We start from the raw sequence: 22,091 nt of genomic DNA on the forward strand, positions 1-22,091 counted from the left end.
GGAAGAGCCGGCGGGAGGGCGGCGGGGGGGGGGGGCCGCGGCGGGGGGGGGGGGGGCCGCGGGCGCGGCGGGCCCCCCCACCGTCCGGGGGGGGGGGCGCCCTCCGTTCTCGGAGGGCGCCCCCGGGCTCACGGCACCTTCACCCACTGCGCCTTGCTCGGCGTGCCCCGGTCGTCGTCGACGAACAGCATGTACCAGCCCGACTGGACCAGGTTGCGGTTCTTCGGCACCGTCACCGTGATCTTGTCGCCGGACGTCTTGAAGTCCAGCGCGATCGACCGCTGGTCCACGTCCGTGACGTGCGTCGTCGCGCTCGGCCGGATCAGCCGCACCTTCCTGACCGCCGACGCCTGCGGCGACGTGAAGGTGCCCGAGCCGCCCCGCGCGATGGTCTGCGGGCCCCGGACAGCGACGGGCGCGAGCCGCGGTACAGGTACGGCGGCGTGTAGATCTCGATGCGCTGCTCGAACTTGCCCGGCTTGGTGTTGGCCTTGTCGGCGTAGAGCGAGTCCGAGCCGAAGAACATCACGCGGCCGTCGGGCAGCAGGATCGAGCCGGAGTGGTAGTTGCGCCCCACCAGCGGATCGGCGACCCGGTCGAAGGTGTTGGTGTCCGGGTGGTAGATCCGCGCCTGGAGGATGTCGGAGGCGCTGCGCCCGCGGTAGTCCTGCGAGCCGCCCGACACCAGCAAGGCGTCGTCGGGCAGCACCGAGGACTGCGGGTAGCGGGTGCCCTTCTCCAGCGGCGGGTCAGTCGCGCTCGGTCCGGTGCTCCGGCTGGAGCAGCCAGGCCAGCACGACCAGCGACGGCAGCGGCGCCGCGCCCAGCATGAGCGCGGCCCGGACGCGGTGCGGCTCCTGCGACAGCAGCGAGCGGTACTGGACCCGGCGACCTTCCCACATGGAGCAGAGGGCCCTCCGTTCCCACGGAGGGCCCTCTGCCTGTCGGTGCGCCGCCAGGGACTCGAACCCCGGACCCGCTGATTAAGAGTCAGCTGCTCTAACCAACTGAGCTAGCGGCGCCTGCTGACGCGGCAACTCTACCGGACGCCGGAGGGTGCTCCCGACCACCCGGCGCCCCGGCGGGTGCCGCGGACGTCCGGGTACATCATTCGGACCGTCAACATGCGCGGCCCGGCGACGGTTGGGAAACTGATCGACGTGCACAGGCGCCGTCATTTCCATCGGGAGTGTGAGGGGAATCGCATGGGGACTCCGGTATTCGAGGAATTCGATCCCGCGAGCGACTGCGACTGCCCCGGCTGCGCGCACTGGCGCCGCGTCCTGCCGTATTCTCCGGCCGCCCGGCGCCCGGCCCACCCGGCCGCGCACCGCGTCGTGATCGTCGCGGCCGCCGCCTCCGCCGCCCTCGCCGCGGGTCATGCCGCACCCGCTCTCGCCGCGCCGCACGCCTCCCACCGGCCGGGCGTCCCCGCAGGTGACGAGCCCGGAACACCGCAGGGCGGCAGGGCCCCGCTGCACGGTCCGGCCGGCCGTCCCGCACTGCCCGCAGCGCCCGTGCGGCTGCCGAAGACCACCCGTACGGAGATCATCAACCGGGCGAAGGCCTGGGTCGCCGCGCAGGTGCCGTACAGCATGTCCGACTACTGGTCCGACGGTTACCGGCAGGACTGCTCGGGCTTCGTGTCGATGGCCTGGAGCCTGCCCGGGAACGAATGGACGGGCAGCCTGGGCAAATACGGGGAGCGCATTTCCAAGGAGGAACTCCAGCCCGGCGACATACTGCTGTTCCACAATCCGGACAACCCCGAGAAGGGCTCGCACGTCGTCCTTTTCGGCGGCTGGACGGACTCCACGCACACCTCCTACGTCGCCTACGAGGAGACTCCGCCGCACGCCCGCCGCCGGGCCACCCCTTACGCCTACTCCAGCAATTCGGACCGCTACGTCCCCTACCGGTACAGGGGAATCGCGGCGGACGAGGCGGGCGCGAACCCCGGCACGCCGGCCGCTCAGCAGGCCGCGACGGCCTATCCGGGCCCGGAGTACTTCGGCCCCGGCGCGAACAACGCGTACGTCACCCGGCTCGGGCAGCTGCTCGTGGCGCGCGGCGGCGGGCGCTTCTACGCCTCGGGTCCGGGGCCGCGGTGGACCGACGCGGACCGGCGCGCCACCCAGGCCTTCCAACTGGCGCAGGGCTGGCGCGGCGCGGACGCCGACGGGCTGCCGGGCCCGCGGACCTGGGAACTGCTGGTCACCGGCAAGGGCAGCGGCATCCCGGCGTCGACCGCCGGGCCGCCCGCCTCGCACGGCGTCCCCGGTTATCCGGGGCGCGCGCTGTTCCGGCCGGGCGCGAGCAACGCGTACGTCACCCGGCTGGGACGGCAACTGGTGAAGAAGGGGTTCGGCGCCTTCTACACGACCGGGCCCGGACCGCGCTGGGGCGAGGCGGACCGGCGTGCCGTACGGGCGTTCCAGCGCGCCCAGGGCTGGCGGGGCGGCGCGGCGGACGGCTGCCCGGGCCCGGAGACCTGGCGCCGCCTCTTCTCCTGACCGACCTCAGTCGACCCACCTGATCTGACCCACCTGACCCGACCCACCCCCGGGTCACCGTGGCCCCGTTCCACCGGGGCCACGGCGTCCCGATCCATCTGTTGTGGCGCATCTGGCGCGGAGGCTGGAGGCACGCTTGAGCACGACGACCACGTCACACACGCCCGAGTTCGAGGGGCCGGGCAGGTCCGGGCGTCTCATTCAGAACGAGGCGACCACCGAGATCCCCGTCCACCTGCTGTTCCGCGACGAGCCGAGCCCGATGCCGGTGCCGGTGAAGCCCGCGGTCGTGGGGCGCCGGCGCGGCACCGGGGAGCAGCCGCGGCTGCGCGGCCCGGCGGCGGCCAGGAACCGCGCGGCGCCGCGGGCCGACCCCGAGCTGGTGGAACGGCCGGCCCGGGTGCTGCCCGGCGCGGCCGGGGTCCTCGCCGGCGTCTGCGGGGCGGCCGGCTGCGCGGCCGTGTCATGGTGGGCCGGCGTCCTGCCGCGGGCGGCGCTGGAGGCGCTGCGGCTGCCGGCGTACGCGGGGACGGGGCTGGGGCCGGCGCAGTGGGCGGCCTGCGCCGGGGCGGGCGCCGTAGGGCTGTTCGGCTTCGGCGGGCTGACCCGCGGGCGGACCGGGCGGGCCCTGGTGGTCGGCCTGTTCGGCCGCTACCGGGGGACCGTGCGGCGCACCGGCCTGGTGTGGGTCAACCCGCTGCTGCTGCGCCGCCGGGTCGACGTACGGCTGCGGCACTGGCGCAGCGAGCCGATGCCGGCGGTGGACGGCGGCGGGGTCGCCCTGCGGGTGGTCGTGCTGGCGGTGTGGCGGGTGCGGGACACCGCGCGGGCCGTGCTCGGCGTCGACGACCACGAGACGTACCTGCGCGAGTGCGTGGAGGCGGCCCTGGCCCGGGTGCCGGTGGAGACGCCCGGCGCCGCGGCGGGGGCGGCGGAGGCGGCCGGGGAGGCGCTGACCCGGCTGGTGGCGGCCGACGCGGCGCCGGTCGGGCTGGAGGTGTACTCGGTGCAGCCGGTCCGCGTCGAGTACGCCCCCGAGGTCGCCGCCGCGATGCACCGCCGGAGGGTCGCCGCGCTGGACGCGCAGAACCGGGCGAGCATGCTGACGTCGGTGGTCGACTCGGTGGAGGACACGGTGACCCGGCTGACCGTGCGGGGTCTGGTGGAGCTCGACGACTACGAGCGCAAGGCCCTGGTCAAGGACCTGACGGTGGCGTTCTGCGTGGGCCGGGCGGAGCCGGGGCGCTGAGAACGGTCTCCGTGATTGGTCTGGACATGTTCAAGTCCTGGCCATAACGTGAGGGTTGGTCTAGACCTACCTGTTCAGCTCACCGAACCTTCCCCACGTTCTCCAGGAGCGGCAGCATGCGCACAAGGACCAAGTCGTACGCCGCCGTGGTGGGCCTCGCCACCGCCGGAGCCTTCGTGTTCTCCTCCGGTGGCGCAAGCAGCCACGGCTACACCGACCTCCCCGTCAGCCGGCAGAAGCTCTGCCAGAACGGCGCCGTCACCGGTTGCGGTGACATCCAGTGGGAGCCGCAGAGCGTCGAGGGCCCCAAGGGCTTCCCCGCCGCCGGACCGGCCGACGGGCAGATATGTTCCGGCGGCAACACCCGCTTCGCGCAGCTCGACAGCCCGCGCACCCCCTCGGGCGGCGCCTGGCCGGCCACCAAGGTGACGGGCGGCCAGAGCTACACCTTCCGCTGGCAGTTCACGGCCAACCACGCCACGACCGACTTCCGGTACTACGTCACCCGCCAGGGCTGGAACCAGGACCACAACCTGTCCCGCTCCGACCTCGACACCACGCCGTTCCTGACGGTGCCCTACGGCGGTCAGCGTCCGCCGTCGACCCTCTCCCACAGCGGCACCCTGCCGTCCGGGCTGAGCGGGCACCACGTCATCCTCGCCGTGTGGACCGTCGCGGACACCGGCAACGCGTTCTACGCCTGCTCCGACGTCACCTTCTGACCCGGGCCGGGCCGCGCGCCGGGAGCCCCCGCCCCGGCGCGCGATCTCTGAGCATTCCTTGAGGCGGCCGGGATCTCCCCTCGGGTGCGTTCCTGGCAGGCCCGCCGGCAGGCGGCGCACCGTGATCGGGGGATCTCATGGACGTGCTGCGCTGCCTCGTGCCCGGCCTGATCGCGGGCCTGGCCCTCTTCATGGCCTACCGCGTGACGCGCCGCCGGCTGCAGGTGCGCGGCGCCTGGAACAGCGGGCTGACGGCCGAGGGCCGCTGCCTGCGGACGTTCACCACGACCCACGGCGGCGGCCACGACAGCTCCGTGCGCACCACCCTGCACCACGTCCACGAGTTCACCGCGCGCGACGGCCGCCGGATCCGCTTCGAGGAGGAGGGCGGCCCGGCGACCCGGCTGGAGGGCGACTTCGTCACCGTCCACTACACGGACGGCCCCCTGGTCGTCGCCACCGCGCACGCGCCGGCCCGCGCCAAGCAGGCCGTGGTGACCTTCGGCATCCTCGCGTTCCTCGGCGTGGTCGTCGTGTTCTGCGTCGGCTTCATGGTCACGTACACCGAGGTCTTCGTGACCTCGGACGTCTCCGGCTATTAGGGTTGCAGGTCTCCACAACTGACGGAGTGTCAGCTACCGTGCGCCCCATGGAGTCCGGCAGGCGTACGGTCGCGGAACTCGTCGCCGGCCGGTGGGGCGACCACCGGCCGGGGCTGTGGTGCGAGGAACGGACGCTGACCCACCACGAGGTCGCCGCGGGGGCCGCGGCCCGCGCCGCGCTGCTCGCCGACCTGCTGCCGCCGGACGCCGAGCCGCACGTGGGCGTGCTGCTGGACAACACCCCGGAATACCCGCTGTGGCTGGGCGCGGCGGCGCTCGCCGGAGCGGCCGTCGCCGGCGTCAACCCCACCCGCCGCGGCCCCGAACTGGCCCGCGACATCCTGCACACCGAGTGCCGGATCGTGGTCACCGAGCGCACCCACCTCCCGCTCCTCGACGGCCTCGCGCTGCCGGACACGGTGCGCGTCCTGGTCACCGGCACCGAGGAGTACGACACGCTCCTCGCGCCCTACCGGGACGCGGTGCCGGACGCCTCCCGGCGCACCCCCGGCGACCGGCTGCTGCTGTACTTCACCTCCGGCTCGACCGGCGCCCCCAAGGCCGCCGTGTGCAGCCAGGGCCGGCTGGCCGCCGCCGGACGGTCGCTGGCCGACCGGTTCGGCGTGCGCGAGGACGACGTGCACTACGTCTGCATGCCGATGTTCCACGGCAACGCGGTGATCGCCGACTGGGCGCCCGCGCTGGCGGCCGGGGCGGGCGTGGCGCTGCGGCGGCGCTTCTCGGCGTCGCGCTTCCTGGCGGACGTGCGGGCCTACAACGCCACGTACTTCACCTACGTGGGCCGCGCGGTGCAGTACATCCTGGCGACCGAGGAACGGGACGACGACCGGGACAACCCGCTGCGGACCGGTTTCGGCACCGAAGCGGGGGCCGCCGACGCGGCGGCCTTCGAGCGGCGGTTCGGGGTGCGGCTGGTGGAGGGCTACGGCTCCTCCGAGGGCGGGGCCGCCGTGCAGTGGACGCCGGGCACCCCGCCCGGCGCGGTCGGGCCGGCCGGGCCCGGGCTCGTGGTGCTGGACCCGGAGACCCGTGCGGAGTGCCCGCCGGCCGTCTTCGACGCGGCCGGACGGCTGCTGAACGGCGACGAGGCGATCGGCGAGCTGGTGAACCGGGCGCCCAACCCCTTCGATGGCTACTGGCGCAATCCGCGGGCGGACGCCGAACGGCGCCGGGGAGGCTGGTACTGGACCGGTGACCTGTTCTGCCGGGACGCCGACGGCTACCTCTACTTCGCAGGCCGCGCCGACGACCGGCTCCGCGTCGACGGCGAGAACCTGGCCGCCGCGATGATCGAGAACATCCTCGCCCGGTACGACGGCGCCGACGCCGTGGCCGTCTACGCGGTGCCGGACCCGGTGACCGGGGACCAGGTGATGGCGGCCGTCGCCGGCGGCTTCGATCCGGCGGGGTTCGCGGAGTTCCTGCTCGCCCAGCCGGACCTGGGCTCGAAGATGGCGCCCCGGTTCGTGCGGGTGGTGGAGCGGATGCCGGTCACCGCCACGAACAAGATCCACCGGGCGCTGCTGCGCCGGGAGGGCGTGCGGTGCGCCGACCCGGTGTGGTGGCGCCCGCCCGGCGAGCCGGCGTACCGGAGGCTGACCCCGGAAGACCTCGAGGGGCCCCTCGTGTCGCCGAGAGGCCCCTCATATGTGCGCCGCCAGGGACTCGAACCCCGGACCCGCTGATTAAGAGTCAGCTGCTCTAACCAACTGAGCTAGCGGCGCATGACTCCCGCCGTCCGCGTGATCTGTGTCTCGCGGGCGGCGACAGAGAAAATACTACCTGGTCCGCGGGGGTGCTGGTGACCACCCGCGGCGCGCTCGAATCGTCGGTGCGCTCGGATCGTCGGTGCGCTCAGCCGTCGGCGCGTTCAGATCGTCAGCGACAGCAGCACCGGCGCCGCGTTCCGGTTCAGGGTGTCCGCGGCCCGGCGCAGCCGGTGGGCGTGCTCCACCGGGAGGGACAGGGCCAGGCAGCCCACCGCCGAACCGGCCGTCACCGGGACGGCCGCGCACACCGTGCCCACCGCGTACTCCTGGAGGTCGAGCGCCGGGACGGTGGGCGGCTGGGCCGCCAGCCGGGACAGCAGCAGCTTGTCGCTGGTGATGGTGCGCGAGGTGAGACGGGCCGGCCGGTGCCGGGAGAGGTGCTCGCGCCGGCCGTTGTGGTCGAGCTGGGCGAGCAGGCTCTTGCCGATCGCGGTGGCGTGCGCCGAGGAGCGGAAGTCGACCCACTCGTTGACCACCGGGGTGGTGGGCCCGGCGGCGTACTGGGCGATCCTGACCTCGCCGTCGACGTACCGGCTGAGGTAGACCGCGGCGCCCAGCGAGTCGCGCAGCCGGTCGAGGGTGCGCTGCAGCTTGTCGCGCAGTGCCTGCTCGCGGCCGTGCGCGGAACCCAGGCGGCCGAGGACGTCGCCGGCGACGTACGCGCCGTCGGTGACCTGCTCGACGTAGCCCTCGCGGCGCAGCCACCTCAGCAGGGTGGTCAGCCGCTCCGGGTCGAGGCCGGTGTGCCGGGCGAGGTCCGTGCCGGTGATTCCGGTGGTGTGCCGGGCCACGGTCTCCAGGACGCGCAGGGCGTCCTGGGCCGAGTGGTACGGAGCGGTCGGCTCGTGCTTCAGCGCCACGGTGTTCCCCCTGCGCTCGCTCGTTCGCACTGCTACTGGGCCGTGATCCGGACGGTCAAGCCCCACCACGATAACCGCCACGACGACGCCGTCACAGGACCGCGTCCAGGAACTCCCGCGTCCGCTCGTGCTCCGGCTCGCTGAAGATCTTCTCCGGCGGGCCGGACTCGACGATCCGGCCGGCGTCGAACATCAGGACCTGGTCGGAGATGTCCCGGGCGAAGTTCATCTCGTGGGTCACGCACAGCATCGTGATGTCCGTGCTGCGGGCGATGTCGCGCAGCACGTCGAGGACGCCCGCGACCAGCTCCGGGTCGAGCGCGGAGGTCACCTCGTCGAGCAGCAGCACCTGCGGCCGCATCGCCAGCGCGCGGGCGATCGCCACCCGCTGCTGCTGTCCGCCGGACAGCTGGGAGGGGCGCATGTCGCGCTTGTCGGCGAGGCCCACCAGGTCCAGCAGTTCGCACGCCCGCTGCTCCGCCTCGTCCCTGGACAGCCCAAGGACGGTGACCGGGGCCTCGGTGACGTTGCGCAGCACGGTCATGTTCGGGAACAGGCTGAACTGCTGGAGGACCATCCCGATCTTCTTGCGGACCTCGCGGACCTGCTTCCCGGAGGCCGGGAAGAGCCGCTGACCGGCCACCGTGATCGTCCCCTCGTCCGGCCGGGTCAGCGTCGTCAGCGGGGTGCGGCCATGGCGGCGCTGCTACCCGACCGCCCCGGGTGTACGCCTCGCGGTCGTCCGTCCGGCGGCCGGGCTCCTGATCGTCGGGAGGCGGGAGTTGGGGCCGGACCCCGGCGCCCCGGCACGTGCGGTGAGAGCGATGCCGGTCTCCCCGTGCGCACCGCACGGCCGGCTGGGTACCCGGGTGTGGGGCACGGGTGCGGGGTACGCGTGTGTGAGCCGTGCCGGCGCCGCGCGATCAGGCGGCCGCGCCCGGGCCCGGCTCCGTGCTCCCGGCCGACGCAGACCAGCAGGAAGGCTCGCAATGACCGCTCTCGGATTCCTCTACCCGGGCCACAGCGCCGAGGACGACTATCCGCGCATCGAGCAGCTGATCGGCAGCGACATCAGGCTGGACGTCGTCCACATTCCGATCGGCGAGGACGCGCACCGGATGGACGCGCTGCGGGAGATCGCCTCGCCGGAGCGGCTCGCGGCGGGCGTCGAGGAACTGCGCATGGCGGGCGCGGAGTCGGTGGTGTGGGCCTGCACCAGCGGCAGCTTCCTGGGCGGCTGGGAGGGCGCCCACGAGCAGGTGCGCGCCCTCGCCCTCGCGGCGGGCATGCCCGCCTCCTCGACGTCCTTCGCCTTCGTGCACGCGGTGCGGGAGATCAAGGCGGCGCGGGTGGCGGTGGGCGCGCCGTACCCCGACGACGTGGCGGCACTCTTCGCGGACTTCCTGCGGGCGGGCGGCACGGAGGTGGTGGCCGTACGGGGCTCCGGGGCCGCCACGGCGGCGGAGGTCGGCATGTGGGGAGAGGCGGAGGTGCTGGCGCTGGCGCGGCAGGCGGACACCCCGGACGCGGACGCGGTCCTGCTCCCGGACAACGCCCTGCACACCGCGGCCCACATCCCGGTCCTGGAGCAGGAGCTGGGCAAGCCGGTGCTGACCGCCAACCAGGTCACGGTGTGGGAGGGCCTGCGACTCGCGGACCGCCGGGTGAACGCCCCGACCCTGGGCGCGCTGTTCACCCGCGAACCGATCGTCCAGGTCTGACCCGCCCCGGGCGGGGCGCCGGGGGCGGGAATAGGCGGGGGGCGCCCTCTGTTCCGGTCGGACGGACAGCGTACGGCCGGCGACAGGAGGCACCCACGGTGGCAGCGGACGACAGGACAGGCGACGGGATCCGCGGCGTCGCACAGGGCACCGCCCCCGTTCCCCTGTCCGTGCTGGACCTGGTCACCGTGGGCTCCGGCCGGACGGCCGGTGACGCCCTGCGCACCAGCGTCGCCCTGTCCCGCCTCGCGGAGTCCCGCGGCTTCCACCGCTACTGGGTCGCCGAGCACCACTCCATGCCGGGCGTCGCCTCCTCGTCCCCCGCCGTGATCCTGGCCCACCTCGCCGCCCACACCGGCCGCATCCGCCTCGGCTCGGGCGGCGTCATGCTGCCCAACCACGCCCCGCTGGTCATCGCGGAGCAGTTCGGCACGCTGGAGGCCCTCGCCCCGGGCCGCGTCGACCTCGGCCTCGGCCGCGCCCCCGGCACGGACGGCGCCACCGCCGCGGCCCTGCGCCGCACGGACCGGCCGGGCGAAGGCGCCGACGACTTCCCCGAGCAGCTCGTCGAGCTCATCCGCTTCCTCGACGACGACTTCCCCGACGGGCACCCGTACCGCCGTATCCACGCCGTGCCCGGCCCGGTGCAGGCGACCTCGCCCGGTGGCGTCCAGTCGCCGCACCGCCCGCCGGTCTGGCTGCTCGGCTCCTCCGGGTTCAGCGCCCGCCTGGCCGGCGCCCTCGGCCTGCCGTTCGCCTTCGCCCATCACTTCTCGGCGCAGAACACCGTTCCGGCCCTCGACCTGTACCGGGAGTCCTTCCGGCCGAGCGAGGTCCTCGACGCGCCCTACGCCCTCATCGGCGTCGCCGCGCTCGCGACCGACGACGAGAGGGAGGCCCGCCGCCAGGTCCTGGCCGCCGGGCTGAACATGGTCCGGCTGCGCACCGGGCGGCCCGGCCTGTTCCCCAGCCCGGAGGAGGCGGAGGCGCACCGGTTCAGCCCGCTGGAGCGGGAGTTCGTCGACTCCTGGGGCGCCAACGTCGTCCACGGCACGGCGCAGGAGGTGCGCGACGGTCTCGACGCGCTGCACAAGCGCACCGGCGCCGACGAGCTGATGCTCACCACGCCCGCCCACACCGGCGAGTTGCGCCTGCGCAGCTACGAACTCATCGCCGACGCCTACGGGTTGCCGACCACCTGATCCGCTCCGCGCGTCCGGGAGCCCATCAACTCGGCGATGCGCTCGGGCGGCACCGGCCGTGAGTACAGCCATCCCTGGCCGGTGTCGCACCCGATGTCGCGCAGCCGGGCGGCCTGGGCCGGCGTCTCCACGCACTCGGCGGTGACGGTGAGGCCGAGCCGGTGGGCGAGCTGGATCATCGCCTCGACGACGACCTCGTCGGCCGGGTTGGGCGCGGCCTCCGCGTTCTCGTACTGGAAGCCCCGGACGAAGGAGCCGTCCAGTTTCAGCGCCGACACGGGCAGGCGGCTGAGGTAGGCGAGGTTGGAGTAGCCCGTGCCGAAGTCGTCGATCGCGATGCGCACGCCCATCTCGCTGAGCGCCTGCAGGGTCTGCAGCGGGCGGCCCGCCGAGCCCATCACCGCCGACTCCGTCAGCTCCAGCTGCAGCAGCCGCGGCTCCAGGCCGGTCTCCTCCAGGGTGTCGGCTACGTCCGCGACCAGGTCGGAGTCCCACACCTGGCGGACCGCCACGTTGACGCTCACGAACAGCGGCGGCTCGTCCGGGTTGTCCAGCTGCCAGCGGCGCGCCTGCCGGCAGGCCGTGCGCAGCACCCACCGCCCGAGCGGCACGATCGACCCGTCCTCCTCCGCCAGGCCGATGAACCGGTTCGGCGTCAGCATGCCGAACTGCGGGTGGTTCCAGCGCACCAGCGCCTCGACGCCGTGCAGCCGTCCGTCCTCCATGCCGACCAACGGCTGGTACTCGACGGCGAACTCGCCGCGCTCGACGGCCGGGCGCAGGGTGGAGGCGAGGGCCTGGCGGGTCATGCGGTGGGCGTTGCGCTCGGGGTCGAACAGCGTCCAGCGGGCCTTGCCGTCGGCCTTCGCCCAGTACAGCGTCGTGTCGGCGGCCTGCATCAGCGCGGTCGGGCTGGTCCCGGCGGCCAGACGTTCGACGACGCCGATCGAGGCCGACACCGACAGGCGCCGGCCGGCGATGTCGAAGGGGGCCTGCACGGCGTCCAGGAGGGACTCGGCGAGGTCGGCGAGCTGTTCGGTGCCGGTCGAGTCCCGCACCAGCAGGGCGAACTCGTCACCGCCGAGTCTGGCCACCAGCGGGGCGGCGGCCCTGCCGTACCCCGCCTCGTCGGCGCAGCGCGTGAGGCGTTCGGCGACGGCGGCCAGCAGGCGGTCGCCGACCCGGTGGCCGAGCGTGTCGTTGATGGCCTTGAACCCGTCCAGGTCGAGATAGCACAGCCCGATCCGCCCGGTGCCGCCCTCCTCGTACGATTCCGCATCCAGCGCGGCGGTCAGGCGTTCGAAGAACAGGGTGCGGTTGGGCAGCCGGGTCACCGGGTCGTGCATCTGCAAGTGCCGCACTTTGGCCTGAAGTTCGCGATGGGCGCTGATGTCGGCGACGGACATCAGGACGGCGTCGTCGGCGGCCGGCAGGGGCGCGACGGTGACCTGCGCCCAGAGGGACCGCCCGTCGGGCTGCTTCAGGCGCCGGGTGCAGCGCAGCCGGGCCTCGCGGCCGCGCAGCACCTCGAGATAGGCGTGCCAGGCGCGGGCGTCGGAGGCGAGGTCCACCAGGTCGGCGGCGATGCGTCCGGCGAGCTGGTCCGGTGGGCTGCCGAACAGGGCGCCGAAGCCGTCGTTGGCGCTGACCACCAGGCCCTCGCGGTCGACGACGGCCATCGCGAGGGGGGCCGCCGCGAAGACCGACCGGTACGTCGGCGGCCCGGTACGCGTCGTCGGCGGCCCGGTACGGGGAGATGTCTGGATGTCACTCTCGGTCACGGCGGACCGGTCGAGGTCTGCCGCGGGCGTCGGCCCTTCGGACGTTCCGCTCACCGCTGGCTCCCGCAGTGCACTCGATCTCTGTCCGTGCAGGAAAGTGTGCCGATCATAGAGGCTGGCCCAAGGTCCATCCAGCCATCGTCCAGTGTCCCGGACGGACCGGCACTTCTGACAGATCGTTTCTGCCCGTACCTGGACGGGTCTCTTCAGGCCTCCGACCAGTTGTGACGTTCCGTGAGCGACTCGGGGTGTCGGCTCCGGAGAACTCTCCGATGACTCACTCTTCCGGTGCAGACAAACAGGGCGTAGTACGACAATCTCCAACAGGCTGGGTGCGGTGTCCCGTGAACCGCTCCCGGAGGTCCCCGTGCCGCGTCCGTTCCGACGGCCCCGACTGCGCAGCACCGCCGCCGTGTGCACCACCCTCTCCGCGCTCGCCGCGACCTCCCTGGTGAGCGGGACCTCGCCCACCGGACCGGACCGCGCGGCGGCGTGCGCCCTGCGGCGCACCGGCGCGCACCACTCGGAGGGCCTGGACACCTGGAACGCCGCCTACCCGCGCCCGACCCGGCGACTGGACGCGGCGATGGTCTTCCTGTCCTTCCCGGACGCGGTCCCGCGCACCACCCCCGCCGAGCTGACCGCCGACCACTTCCCGGCCACCAGCCGCTTCTTCGAACGGTCCTCCTACGGCAGGTTCACGCTGCGCCCGCACCCGCTCGGCCACTGGATCCGGATGCCGCGGCCGTCCACGGCGTACGCCGTGCGGCGTGACTGGAACCCCCTTCAGCGCTCCGCCTACCTGCGGGACGCGGTCGCCGCCGCCGACCCCGAGGTCGACTTCTCCCGCTACGACGTCGTCTACTTCGTCGCCGACCCGGACGCGCCCGGCGTGGACTCGGACGCCACGAAGGTCGTCAACCTGGACACTCCGCTGCGGGCCGACGGCCGCGACATCCGCCGCGTCGTCACGGTGTTCGAACGGCATCCGCCGGACCGGCTCGTCCTGGCCCACGAGACCGGGCACGTCTTCGACCTGCCGGACCTCTACCAGCGGCCCGTCGACGGCAAGGGCGACTGGGACACGTACGTCGGCGACTGGGACCTGATGGGCAGCCAGTTCGGTCTGGCGCCGGACCTGTTCGCCTGGCACAAGTGGAAGCTGGGCTGGCTGGATCCGCGGCAGGTGGTGTGCGCGCGGAGCCTGGGCACGACCCGGGTGACGCTGGAGCCGCTGGGCGCGGGGCCGGCCACGCCGATGACGGGGGCGGCGGGGGTGCCGGTCTTCGGGCTCGGGCACGGCACGAAGCTCGCGGTCGTGCGGACCGGCCCGGACAGCGTGCTCGCCTTCGAGGCGCGCGGCCCGGTCGGCAACGACGCATCGGTCTGCCGGGCGGGCATCCTCGTCTACCGGGTGCGCAGCGGCGCCGCGTCCGGCGGCGGGCCCGTCCGGGTGATCGACGCGCACCCGCACACCGCGGCGTGCTGGGAGGGCTCCGTCTACCCGCCCCTCGCGGACGCCCCGGTCGGCCTCGGCGAGAGCTTCACGGTGCCGGGGGAGGCGGTGCGCGTGGAGGCGGAGTCGCGGACGGCTTCGGGGGCGTGGACGGTGAAGATCACGGCGGGGTAGCCACCCCGCACGCCTGCCGTGCGGGCCGACCGTGCGGCAGCTCGTGCCGCCCGCACGTGCGGCCGGCTGTCGGGCTGGTCGTGGGCATGCAAGAAGCCCCTCGCTGTCCGCGAGGGGCTTCCCGTGTCGTGCGCCGCCAGGGACTCGAACCCCGGACCCGCTGATTAAGAGTCAGCTGCTCTAACCAACTGAGCTAGCGGCGCCTGCTGACGTCGTAGACCTTAGCACCCTGGTCGGCGGGAGGAAAAATCGATATCCGCACCGCCGCCCGGGCCGCCCGGACGGCCGCCCACAGCAGGATCTCCGCCCCCGGCAGCCACGGGCGGAGGGTGTCCGGGGCGACCAGCCAGCGGGACGTCGGCGAGGTGGCGCCGCCCAGCGGGCCGGGCACGGTCACCGCGTCGCCGTGGCCGTGGCACAGCAGCGGCGGGATCGCGCCCGAGCGCCCGTACTCCTCCTCCCACCGCACCAGCGACGGCAGTCGCTGCGCGGTGCCCGGCGCGGCGAACAGCAGCATCCGGCCGCGGAACAACGCCACCGGCCCCGAGCCGGGCCCCTCGTCCCACAACCGGTCGACCAGCCGGCGCCCGAACAGCGCGGGGGCGCTGACCACGTCGAAGACCGAGCCGCAGGGCAGCACGGCCGGGGCCTGGGGCCGCTCCCGCCAGCAGGCGAGCGTGCCGCCCGGACACGTTCCCGCCGAGGCCAGCCAGGCGGCTCCGTCCGCGGTCGCCCCGCAGGCGTCGTGGAGGTCGGGAAACGGTTCGCGGCGTGAGCTGCTCATGCCGCCCAGATCTACCGGCTGTGAGCACTCCGTTCCGCACGGTTGCCGAAAACCGGGACAGGCGGGTGCGGGAGCGGGTATCTTGCCCGCCTGGCATATGCCGCCGGACGCGCGGCTACGCTCCCTGCACCGGGTCCGCGTGCCCCCGCCCCTCGGCCCCGCTCATCAGGTCCCGCCCGAACTCGACCATCTTCTTGGCGTAGTCCTCGGTCCACTCGGCGCGCTCCGCGATGTCCGCCGGGGTCAGCCGGTCGAACCGCCGCGGGTCCGCCAGCTGCGCGGCCGCCATCGCCTGGAACTCCACCGCCCGGTCCGCCGCCGCGCGGAACGCCTGCGTCAGCTCCGTCGCGCGGTCCAGCAGCGCCCGCGGGTCGTCGATCGACTCCAGGTCGAAGAAGTGCTCCGGGTCGGCGGCCGCCGCCGCGGGCTCGAAGAGCAGGGGCGCGGGGCGTAGCCGCGGCTCGTTCCGACGCGGCGTGGGCTCCGCCATGTCTTCTCCTCCTCGTACGTCACGATCGACCCGCCGGTACGTGGGCCACCGTCCATTGTCCCGCGCCCGCGCAAGAGGGCCGGAACCTCCGGCCGCTGCCAACTCCGCGGGGGCCGGTGATGTTCCCGGGCCGCCCGGACGAGAGGGCCGACGGTCACGGCCGGACCGGGACGCGGTGCTCCGCCAGGCGGGCCAGGACCGCGTGGTTGGCCTCCCAGCCGTCCGGGAACTTCACGAGCGTGCCCAGCTGGACCGGTTCCGTCGAGGGGTAGTCGTCCAGCAGGTCGCTCACGCCCGCGCGGCACACCACGATGCAGGCGTGCCGGTGCCGGGAGGCCAGGACGCACAGGCGGCCCGTCTCCAGGTGGAAGGCGGTGGCGTCGGGGCGGCCGGAGAGCGGGTGCAGGACCACCGTGACGTCGTACTCGCGGCCCTGGAGGCGGTTGGCGGTGTCGACCGTGACGTCCGCGACGCCCAGTTCGGCCAGCGCCGAGCGGACGGCCGCCGCCTGGTCGCGGTGGGCCGTGCCGACGGCGATCCGGCCGGCCGTCAGGGGAGCCGGGGCCTCGGAGCGCTCGGACACCGCCGCCCCGCCGCGGTCCAGCAGCCGCCGGACGACCGCCGCCACCGCCCGCACCGCCTCCGGGTCGGTGCGGGGCGTGTGCCGGGCCGGCAGCTCCAGCAGCCCCCAGCCCGACTCGGCCGCCTCGTCGATCACCCGGTCGGGGCCGGAACCGTCGGACGGGACGGCGAAGGCCAGTCGCCGGTCGCCGTGACCGGTGCCGCTGCGGAACGGGGTGTAGGGGTAGAAGGCGTCCGAGACCAGGGGCGCGGCCGACGCCGGCAGCCGCCAGGAGACCGGGAGACGGTGCTGGGGCAGCCCGGGATTGTGCGCGAGCAGGGTCGTCACCGCGGAGGCCGACGGGTCGTACGACAGCCCCGCCCACTGCTCGCCGCCCACGATGGAGAACGGGTCCAGCTGGCCCGGGTCGCCCACGAACAGCGCCCGCTCGAACAGACCGGCCACCGCGAGCAGCGCGTCCGACCGCATCTGGTACGCCTCGTCGACGATCGCGTGCCGCCACGGCTCGTCGACCTTGACGTGCGCCCACTTCGCGGCGGTGGAGACGACGACGGCGAGCCCCGCGAGATCGGCGGCCTTCGCCGACTTGCGCACGTTCGGCAGGTCGTCGAGCGCCTTGTCGTACGGGTCGGCGTCGCTGCTGTGCAGGCGGCCGACCGGCAGCTCGGGGTCCTTCTCCGCGAGCCTGAGCACCAGGTCGTCGACCTGGGCGTTGGTCTGCGCGACCACCATCAGCGGGCGCCCGGCGCCGGCCAGTTCCAGCGCGGCCCGCACCACGAGCGTGGACTTGCCGGCGCCGGGCGGGGAGTCCACGACCACGCCCCGGTCGGCGCCGTGCAGCGTGTCGTGCAGGATCGCCTCGGTGGCCGCGGCGGCAGCGGCGCCGGGGTCGAAGACGGCGGTCACAGGACGTCCTCCTCGGTCGTCGGGTCGGCCGGCTCGGGGACGGCCTCGCCGGGCGGCCCGCCGTGCGTCCACGGCGTCCGCTCGGGGTCGGGCAGCTTCGGGCCGCCCCGCTGCTCGTGCTCGAACAACGTGAAACAGACCAGGTCGCCCTTCTCCGGCACCGAACCGGCCTCGGGCTCCTTGCCGCGGCCCATCTTGTCGAGGATCCGCAGCACCAGCAGGCCGTCGTCCTCCCGCCCGGCGAACTCCGCCGCCTGCGGCCTGCCGCCCAGCGAGCGGTACACCTTCACGCGCTCGCCCAGCTGCGGCCGGTCGTCCGTGCGGACGGTGACCAGCGGCCGCGGGCTGGGCCGCCTGCCCTCGCTGTACGCCATCACGACGTCCGTGACCTCACCGGCGAACGCCTCCCCGGCCAGCCGGCGCCCGGCCATCACCAGCGGATCGTCGAGGGCCTCCTGCGCCTCCAGACGGGCCTGCTCGCGCTCGCGCGCGGCCAGCTTGTTCGCGGCGGTCACCGCGTCGTCCCGGCGCGGCTGCGGCGGCTCGCCCGCGGCGACCCGGTCGCGGTGGCCGGTGAACGACCAGCGGTCGCGCGTCCACCGCTCCTCGACGTGCGCCCCCTCGGGCAGCGCGCGCAGCAGGGCGAGACCGTCCCACACCCGCTCCCAGGTGGGCCGGGTGACGCTCTCGATCAGGGCGCCGATCTCCCGCTCGGCGGCGGTGAGCTCCGCGAGCCGGTCGTCCGCCTGCAGGCCGTCCTCGGCGGCGGCGAGAGCGGTGCGCGCGCGGTCGTAGCGCTCGACGGCCGGGGCGAGCAGCTTGTTGTCGAACGCCGGGTCGGTCGCCGGGCCGGCCGGAGGGCACAGCAACTGGCCGCGCGCGTCCCGCGCGAGCTCGGCGTGCAGCGCGGCCTCGGCGCCGGTCGCACCCTCCTCGGGAGGGTCGATCCAGGCCAGCAGCGCGCCGAGGTGCTGGTCCTCCAGGGTGGACTGGCCGGTGGCCCAGTGCCGGGCCAGGACGTCGGTCATCGCCAGCAGCAGCGAGGAGCCCGGCATGCGGGCCCGCTCCGCGTAGTGGGTCAGCCACCGCCCGAGCAGCGGCACCCGCGGCGGCGCGGGGTACGGGGTCTCCGGGTCCTGCTCCGCGGTGCGCCGGAACCGCATGGAGCGCCCGAGCAGCCGTACGAAGTCGATGCCCGCGCGGCTGGGCACGATCAACTGCGGGGCGTCGGCGCACAGTTCGACCTCGACCTTGACCCGCTTGCCGGTCTCCGGGTCGGTGTCGGTGCGCTCGGCCGCCTCCACCCGGCCGGCGTAGTCCTCGATGTACGGCAGGACCACGTCCGCCAGTTCGGCGAGGAAGGCGAACCTGAGGTCCCGGTCGCGCGGCTGCGCCACCACCAGCAGGCGCGGCGCGTCCCGGTCGGTGCCGACGAGCGCGCCGAGCGGGGCGCCGGCCTCACCGGCGGTGGTGAGCGGCACGAGGACCAGGGGCCGCTCGGACAGATGCCGGTGCCGGACGGTGGCGGCGGGCTGGGCGCGCCCGGAGCGGACGGCCTCCAGCCGGGCGAGCGTGGTGATCAGCGACACGGGGCGGCCTCCGGGCGGGGGGCGGCCGGCGCGGCGACGTGATCCGGGCGGACCCGGTGGGCTCGGTGGGCCGGGTGGGCCCGGTGGTCCCGGTGGGCCGGGTGGGAGCGGGCCGGTGCGGTGGGGCGGTGCGGGCGGTGCGGGCGGTGCGGGCGGAGGTCCGCGCGGGGGTACGCCGGCGCGGTGGGGCGGTGCGGGCGGCCGGTGGGGCGCCCGGGGCCCGTGGCGGGTACGGCGGTCATCGGGCCGCACCTCCCGCGGTCACGGCCCCCAGCGCATCGGCCGCCCGCAGTGCGTCGGCCCGCAGAGCCTCGTCCCCCAGGCGCTCTGCCCCCAGCGCATCGGCCGCCCGCAGCGCCTCCGCCCCCAGCGCATCGTTCCCCAGTGCCTCTGCCCGCAGCCGTGCCGCCCGGCGCAGGGCCGCGACGGCCGGATCCTCGGGGTCCCCGGCCTCCGCGCGGGCCGCCGCCAGGACCTCCGCGACCGTGCGCAGGCCGCCCAGTTCGGCGCGGACCGGGCGGCCGAGGGAGGTCACCGAGCCGGCCGCGCGGGAGCGGTCGCGGCAGTGGAAGGCCAGCTCGCAGGAGGACAGGCACTCCGGTGCGTACGTCGCCGGCACCGACTCCACCGCCGCCGTCAGCTCGGCGGCGGGCAGCTCGGGGGAGAAGCAGGTGCCCTCCGGCAGCGCGTCGGCGATGTCCTGTACGCGGGTGAGGCGGGCGAGCTGCCGACGGGTGACCGCGTGCTGCTTGCGGACGTCGACGGCGGAGGCGGTGGGCAGGTTGGAGAAGTCCTTGGGACAGACCAGGAGGATCCGGTGCCGCACCTCGGGCGCCGGGTCGAGGCGGGCGGCCACCTCCTCCAGGGCCAGCACGTACACCGCCGCCTGCCGGGCCGCCGCGCCCACCTTCGCCGGGTCGGCGGAGCCGTCCAGCATCGGGAAGGACTTGATCTCCACGACCGTCCAGCTGCCGTCGGGGTGCACCACCACCGCGTCCGGCTCCAGGAACGCGGGGGAGCCGGCCACGTCGAGCGCGAGCATCGGATGGTCGAGCAGGGTCCAGTCGCCCGGGGCCGCGGCGGCCTCGCGCAGCGCCAGCTCCGTACGGGCGGCTCGGCCCTCGGGGCCGGTGGCGGCCAGGTCGGGCACGCGCGCGTCGAGGGGCGGCTCGGCGGTCCGGTCCAGCTTCTCGCGCACCAGCCGCAGCAGCTCCGCGCCGCCGTCCGCCTTGACCTTCGCCTCGAACGCGTTGCCCCGCACGAACGCGAACTGGGACTGCCCGAAAACCGACGGCGAGCCCAGCGCGCCCGCCAGCGCCGCCTTGTTCACCCCGGCGCCGTCGAGGATCGCGCGCCGTCTGCAGCCCGGGTTGGCGGCGAGGGCGGCCAGGGCACGGGCGTCCAGCGCCTTGGCCGGTACGCCGGGCCCCCGCAGCTCAGCGAGCCGCTGCCGGAGCGCCTTCTCCCGCGTCCGTGGAAGAGGCGTCCGGCCCTGCTCCGGCTCCGGTCCGGGACTCGCGCTGACGTGGAATTCGCTCACCCGCGGAAGTCTGGCATCCGGCACTGACAATCGGGGAACCAGAGGCGCCGGAGAGCCCTGCGGCGAACGGGACACGCGCCCGGAGCACGTCCGCGCGGCGCATCACGTACGGCGCCAGCAGCAGGCCCACGCCCATCACGAAGGCGCCCGCGACCGCGTCGAGGAAGTAGTGGTTGGCGGTGCCCATGACCACGATCGTGGTCAGCAGCGGGTAGGCGACCCCGGCGGCCCGCGCGGCGCGCGTCCCGCCGTGGCGCCACAGCATCACCCCGCACCACAGCGACCAGCCCACGTGCAGGCTGGGCATCGCCGCGTACTGGTTCGTCATGCCGCCGAGGCCCTTGGGGGCGCTGGCGGCGCCGCCCCACCAGCCGTACGAGCTGTACTGGGCCATCGTGTCGACGAAGCCGTGGCCCGCCGACAGCAGGCGGGGCGGGCAGGTCGGCAGCAGCGTGAAGCCGATCAGGCCGATGAACGTGGACGTCATCAGCCAGGTGCGGGCCGCCCGGTAGTACTGGGCGCGCGAGCGGAACAGCCAGACCAGGACCGCGGGCGTGACCAGGTAGTGCAGCGACGCGTACCAGAAGTCGGCCGGCACGCCGAGCCACGCCTCGCGCGTGAACAGGCGGTTGAGCGGGTGCTCGGCGTTGATGTGCAGGACCTTCTCGATCTGCAGGATCGACAGGCCGTGGTCGACGGCGCCCGCGGTGTCGCCGCGGGCGAGCAGCCGGCCGGCGGAGTAGCAGGCGTAGACGAGCAGGATCAGCGGCAGCTCCGTCCACCAGCGCAGGCGGGTGCGGGCCGCCTCCGTGCCCGGTATCTCGGTCTGCGGCATCCGATCGCCTCCCCCTTCGCTCTGGCGCGCGTGCCCGTTGATCGGGACGTGTCACTTTACGGCGTCGTACGGCATCCCGGGGGAGCCCCCCGGACCTCATAGACGCCGGCATCGCCCGCCGGGTTGCCCCTGAGCGGCGTAGGCGATGATGGATGCCTTCCCTCTCGGACCCACCCGGAAAGGCCCCTTCCATGGCACCGCGCATCCTGCTGGCCCGGCACGGACAGACCGAGTGGTCGATGTCCGGCAAGCACACCGGCAGGACCGACGTACCGCTGCTGGAGGAGGGCCGGCGCGGCGCCGAGCTGCTCGGGGAGCGGCTGCGGCGCGTCCCCTTCGCGGGGCTGCCCGACGTCGAGGTCCGCACCAGCCCGCTGGCACGCGCGCGTGAGACCTGCCGGCTCGCCGGGTTCGGCGAGCGGGCGCGGACCTGGGACACGCTCGTGGAGTGGGACTACGGCGCGTACGAGGGGATGACCCCGGGCGACATCCAGGCCCTCCGGCCGGGCTGGCTGATCTGGCGCGACGGCGTGCCGGAGGGCGAGAGCCCGGCCGAGGTGACCGCCCGGGCGGACGAGGTGGTGGCCTGGGCGCGGTCCGAGGACCGCGACGTGCTCGTGTTCGCGCACGGGCACATCCTGCGGACCATCGGCGCCCGCTGGCTGGGCCTGCCGCTCGACTTCGCCGCCCGCATCAGGCTCAGCCCCGCCTCCCTGTCGGTCCTCGGCTGGGCCTACGGCGAGCCCGCCATAGAAAGCTGGAACGACTCCGGCCACCTGACGCCGTAGCCCCCGGCCCCGCAGGCGCGATCACTTGGCTCACGCCGCCCGCGCCTCCCCGCGTCCGCGCACCGCTCGCGCCCTGATCGGACGGCTCGGCGCCGCCTTCCCGGCTCCGGCCTGCCCGTCGTCTCGTGGCCGATGTCTTCGGTGTGGTCATGGGCGGCGGGCTCCACCGCCTGGGCTGCCGGCGCCTGTTCGGGGTCGCCCGCTGCCGCGCAGGGCTCGCGGCGCGCTCGGACGGCTCGGCGGCGCCTTCCCGGCCCTGGCCCGTCGTCTCGTGGCCGATGTCTTCGGTGTGGTCATGGGCGGCGGGCTCCACCGCCTGGGCTACCGGCGCCTGCTCGGCGTCGCCCGCTGCCGCGCAGGGCTCGCGGCGCGCTCGGACGGCTCGGCGGCGCCTTCCCGGCCCTGGCCTGCCCGTCGTCTCGTGGCCGATGTCTTCGGTGTGGTCATGGGCGGCGGGCTCCACCGCCTGGGCTACCGGCGCCTGCTCGGCGTCGCCCGCTGCCGCG

Annotated in this window: 19 protein-coding genes, 3 tRNA genes and 2 pseudogenes; 10 read left to right on the top strand and 14 right to left on the bottom strand. The window is 74.6% G+C overall.

Translation table 11 applies throughout. The features are described from left to right. Positions 1–128 precede the first annotated feature (128 nt). The 3 genes and pseudogenes from AB0G63_RS35830 to AB0G63_RS35840 all read right to left on the bottom strand — a co-directional run. Positions 129–742 (bottom strand): annotated as a pseudogene (locus AB0G63_RS35830) (kelch motif-containing protein); the annotation flags it as partial. Positions 743–749: 7 nt separating this feature from the next. Beyond that, positions 750–902 carry a hypothetical protein gene (locus AB0G63_RS35835; RefSeq protein WP_360759115.1) on the bottom strand — a complete coding sequence of 51 codons (153 nt, stop codon included), beginning with the start codon at positions 900–902 and terminating at the stop codon, positions 750–752. 46 nt (positions 903–948) lie between these two features. Next, a tRNA-Lys gene (locus tag AB0G63_RS35840) sits at positions 949–1,022 on the bottom strand. A gap of 183 nt (positions 1,023–1,205) precedes the next feature. Between AB0G63_RS35840 and AB0G63_RS35845 the strand changes: the two genes are divergently transcribed. The 5 genes from AB0G63_RS35845 to AB0G63_RS35865 all read left to right on the top strand — a co-directional run bounded on the left by AB0G63_RS35845 (position 1,206) and on the right by AB0G63_RS35865 (position 6,792). Then, positions 1,206–2,513, top strand: coding sequence for a peptidoglycan-binding protein (locus AB0G63_RS35845; RefSeq protein ID WP_360759068.1), 1,308 nt, complete (start codon positions 1,206–1,208; stop codon positions 2,511–2,513). 136 nt (positions 2,514–2,649) lie between these two features. Continuing rightward, the gene (locus AB0G63_RS35850) at positions 2,650–3,762 is read left to right on the top strand and encodes an SPFH domain-containing protein (RefSeq protein ID WP_360759070.1); all 1,113 of its coding nucleotides are present in this window, start codon (positions 2,650–2,652) and stop codon (positions 3,760–3,762) included. A 116-nt stretch (positions 3,763–3,878) separates the two neighbouring features. After that, positions 3,879–4,484: a lytic polysaccharide monooxygenase gene (locus AB0G63_RS35855; RefSeq protein ID WP_360759072.1), complete on the top strand. Its 606-nt coding sequence runs from the start codon at positions 3,879–3,881 to the stop codon at positions 4,482–4,484. A 137-nt stretch (positions 4,485–4,621) separates the two neighbouring features. Further along, positions 4,622–5,086 carry a hypothetical protein gene (locus AB0G63_RS35860; protein ID WP_360759074.1) on the top strand — a complete coding sequence of 155 codons (465 nt, stop codon included), beginning with the start codon at positions 4,622–4,624 and terminating at the stop codon, positions 5,084–5,086. A gap of 47 nt (positions 5,087–5,133) precedes the next feature. Further along, on the top strand, positions 5,134–6,792 hold the full coding sequence (locus AB0G63_RS35865) for an AMP-binding protein (RefSeq protein WP_360759076.1): 1,659 nt from the start codon (positions 5,134–5,136) through the stop codon (positions 6,790–6,792). On the opposite strand, the gene AB0G63_RS35870 is transcribed toward AB0G63_RS35865, so the two are convergent. The 3 genes and pseudogenes from AB0G63_RS35870 to AB0G63_RS35880 form a co-directional block, all read right to left on the bottom strand. Continuing rightward, positions 6,758–6,831, bottom strand: a tRNA-Lys gene (locus tag AB0G63_RS35870). The two genes, AB0G63_RS35865 and AB0G63_RS35870, sit on opposite strands and share 35 nt — an antisense overlap. 146 nt (positions 6,832–6,977) lie before the next feature. Further along, entirely contained in the window at positions 6,978–7,736 is a 759-nt protein-coding gene (locus AB0G63_RS35875; protein WP_360759078.1) for an IclR family transcriptional regulator C-terminal domain-containing protein, read from the bottom strand. Positions 7,737–7,827: 91 nt separating this feature from the next. Then, positions 7,828–8,412 (bottom strand): annotated as a pseudogene (locus tag AB0G63_RS35880) (amino acid ABC transporter ATP-binding protein); the annotation flags it as partial. Between the two features lie 313 nt (positions 8,413–8,725). Here AB0G63_RS35880 and AB0G63_RS35885 point away from each other — a divergent pair. Both AB0G63_RS35885 and AB0G63_RS35890 read left to right on the top strand, forming a co-directional pair. Further along, positions 8,726–9,457: a decarboxylase gene (locus tag AB0G63_RS35885; RefSeq protein WP_360759080.1), complete on the top strand. Its 732-nt coding sequence runs from the start codon at positions 8,726–8,728 to the stop codon at positions 9,455–9,457. 98 nt (positions 9,458–9,555) lie between these two features. After that, the gene (locus AB0G63_RS35890) at positions 9,556–10,659 is read left to right on the top strand and encodes an LLM class flavin-dependent oxidoreductase (protein WP_360759082.1); all 1,104 of its coding nucleotides are present in this window, start codon (positions 9,556–9,558) and stop codon (positions 10,657–10,659) included. Here AB0G63_RS35890 and AB0G63_RS35895 read toward each other — a convergent pair. Beyond that, positions 10,638–12,494, bottom strand: a complete 1,857-nt coding sequence (locus AB0G63_RS35895) for an EAL domain-containing protein (protein ID WP_360759084.1) — start codon at positions 12,492–12,494, stop codon at positions 10,638–10,640. The genes AB0G63_RS35890 and AB0G63_RS35895 overlap by 22 nt on opposite strands. A 313-nt stretch (positions 12,495–12,807) precedes the next feature. Here AB0G63_RS35895 and AB0G63_RS35900 point away from each other — a divergent pair, with 313 nt between their 5' ends. Further along, complete coding sequence (locus tag AB0G63_RS35900; protein ID WP_360759086.1) at positions 12,808–14,070, top strand: M6 family metalloprotease domain-containing protein; 1,263 nt, start codon at positions 12,808–12,810, stop codon at positions 14,068–14,070. A 129-nt stretch (positions 14,071–14,199) separates the two neighbouring features. Here the strand turns inward: AB0G63_RS35900 and AB0G63_RS35905 are convergent. The 7 genes from AB0G63_RS35905 to AB0G63_RS35935 form a co-directional block, all read right to left on the bottom strand. Then, positions 14,200–14,273, bottom strand: a tRNA-Lys gene (locus tag AB0G63_RS35905). Continuing rightward, complete coding sequence (locus AB0G63_RS35910; RefSeq protein WP_360759088.1) at positions 14,264–14,854, bottom strand: hypothetical protein; 591 nt, start codon at positions 14,852–14,854, stop codon at positions 14,264–14,266. The genes AB0G63_RS35905 and AB0G63_RS35910 overlap by 10 nt, the downstream gene beginning before the upstream one ends. A 115-nt stretch (positions 14,855–14,969) precedes the next feature. After that, positions 14,970–15,344, bottom strand: a complete 375-nt coding sequence (locus tag AB0G63_RS35915; protein WP_324784041.1) for a hypothetical protein — start codon at positions 15,342–15,344, stop codon at positions 14,970–14,972. A gap of 154 nt (positions 15,345–15,498) precedes the next feature. Continuing rightward, a complete protein-coding gene (locus AB0G63_RS35920; RefSeq protein WP_360759090.1) occupies positions 15,499–16,833 on the bottom strand; it encodes an AAA domain-containing protein in 1,335 nt (444 codons plus the stop codon). Beyond that, on the bottom strand, positions 16,830–18,422 hold the full coding sequence (locus tag AB0G63_RS35925) for a hypothetical protein (RefSeq protein WP_360759092.1): 1,593 nt from the start codon (positions 18,420–18,422) through the stop codon (positions 16,830–16,832). Before AB0G63_RS35925 ends, AB0G63_RS35920 begins: the two co-directional genes overlap by 4 nt. A gap of 238 nt (positions 18,423–18,660) precedes the next feature. Then, positions 18,661–19,857, bottom strand: a complete 1,197-nt coding sequence (locus AB0G63_RS35930; protein ID WP_360759113.1) for a hypothetical protein — start codon at positions 19,855–19,857, stop codon at positions 18,661–18,663. Position 19,858: 1 nt separating this feature from the next. After that, positions 19,859–20,797, bottom strand: a complete 939-nt coding sequence (locus tag AB0G63_RS35935; RefSeq protein ID WP_360759094.1) for a phosphatase PAP2 family protein — start codon at positions 20,795–20,797, stop codon at positions 19,859–19,861. A gap of 191 nt (positions 20,798–20,988) precedes the next feature. On the opposite strand from AB0G63_RS35935, the gene AB0G63_RS35940 reads away from it, so the two are divergent. Beyond that, complete coding sequence (locus AB0G63_RS35940) at positions 20,989–21,585, top strand: histidine phosphatase family protein (RefSeq protein WP_360759096.1); 597 nt, start codon at positions 20,989–20,991, stop codon at positions 21,583–21,585. A gap of 271 nt (positions 21,586–21,856) precedes the next feature. After that, on the top strand, positions 21,857–22,091 hold a 235-nt coding region (locus AB0G63_RS35945; protein WP_360759099.1), incomplete at its 3' end, for a hypothetical protein.

The organism is Streptomyces sp. NPDC020996 (assembly GCF_040641355.1).
In the GTDB taxonomy this organism is placed as follows: Bacteria; Actinomycetota; Actinomycetes; order Streptomycetales; family Streptomycetaceae; genus Streptomyces.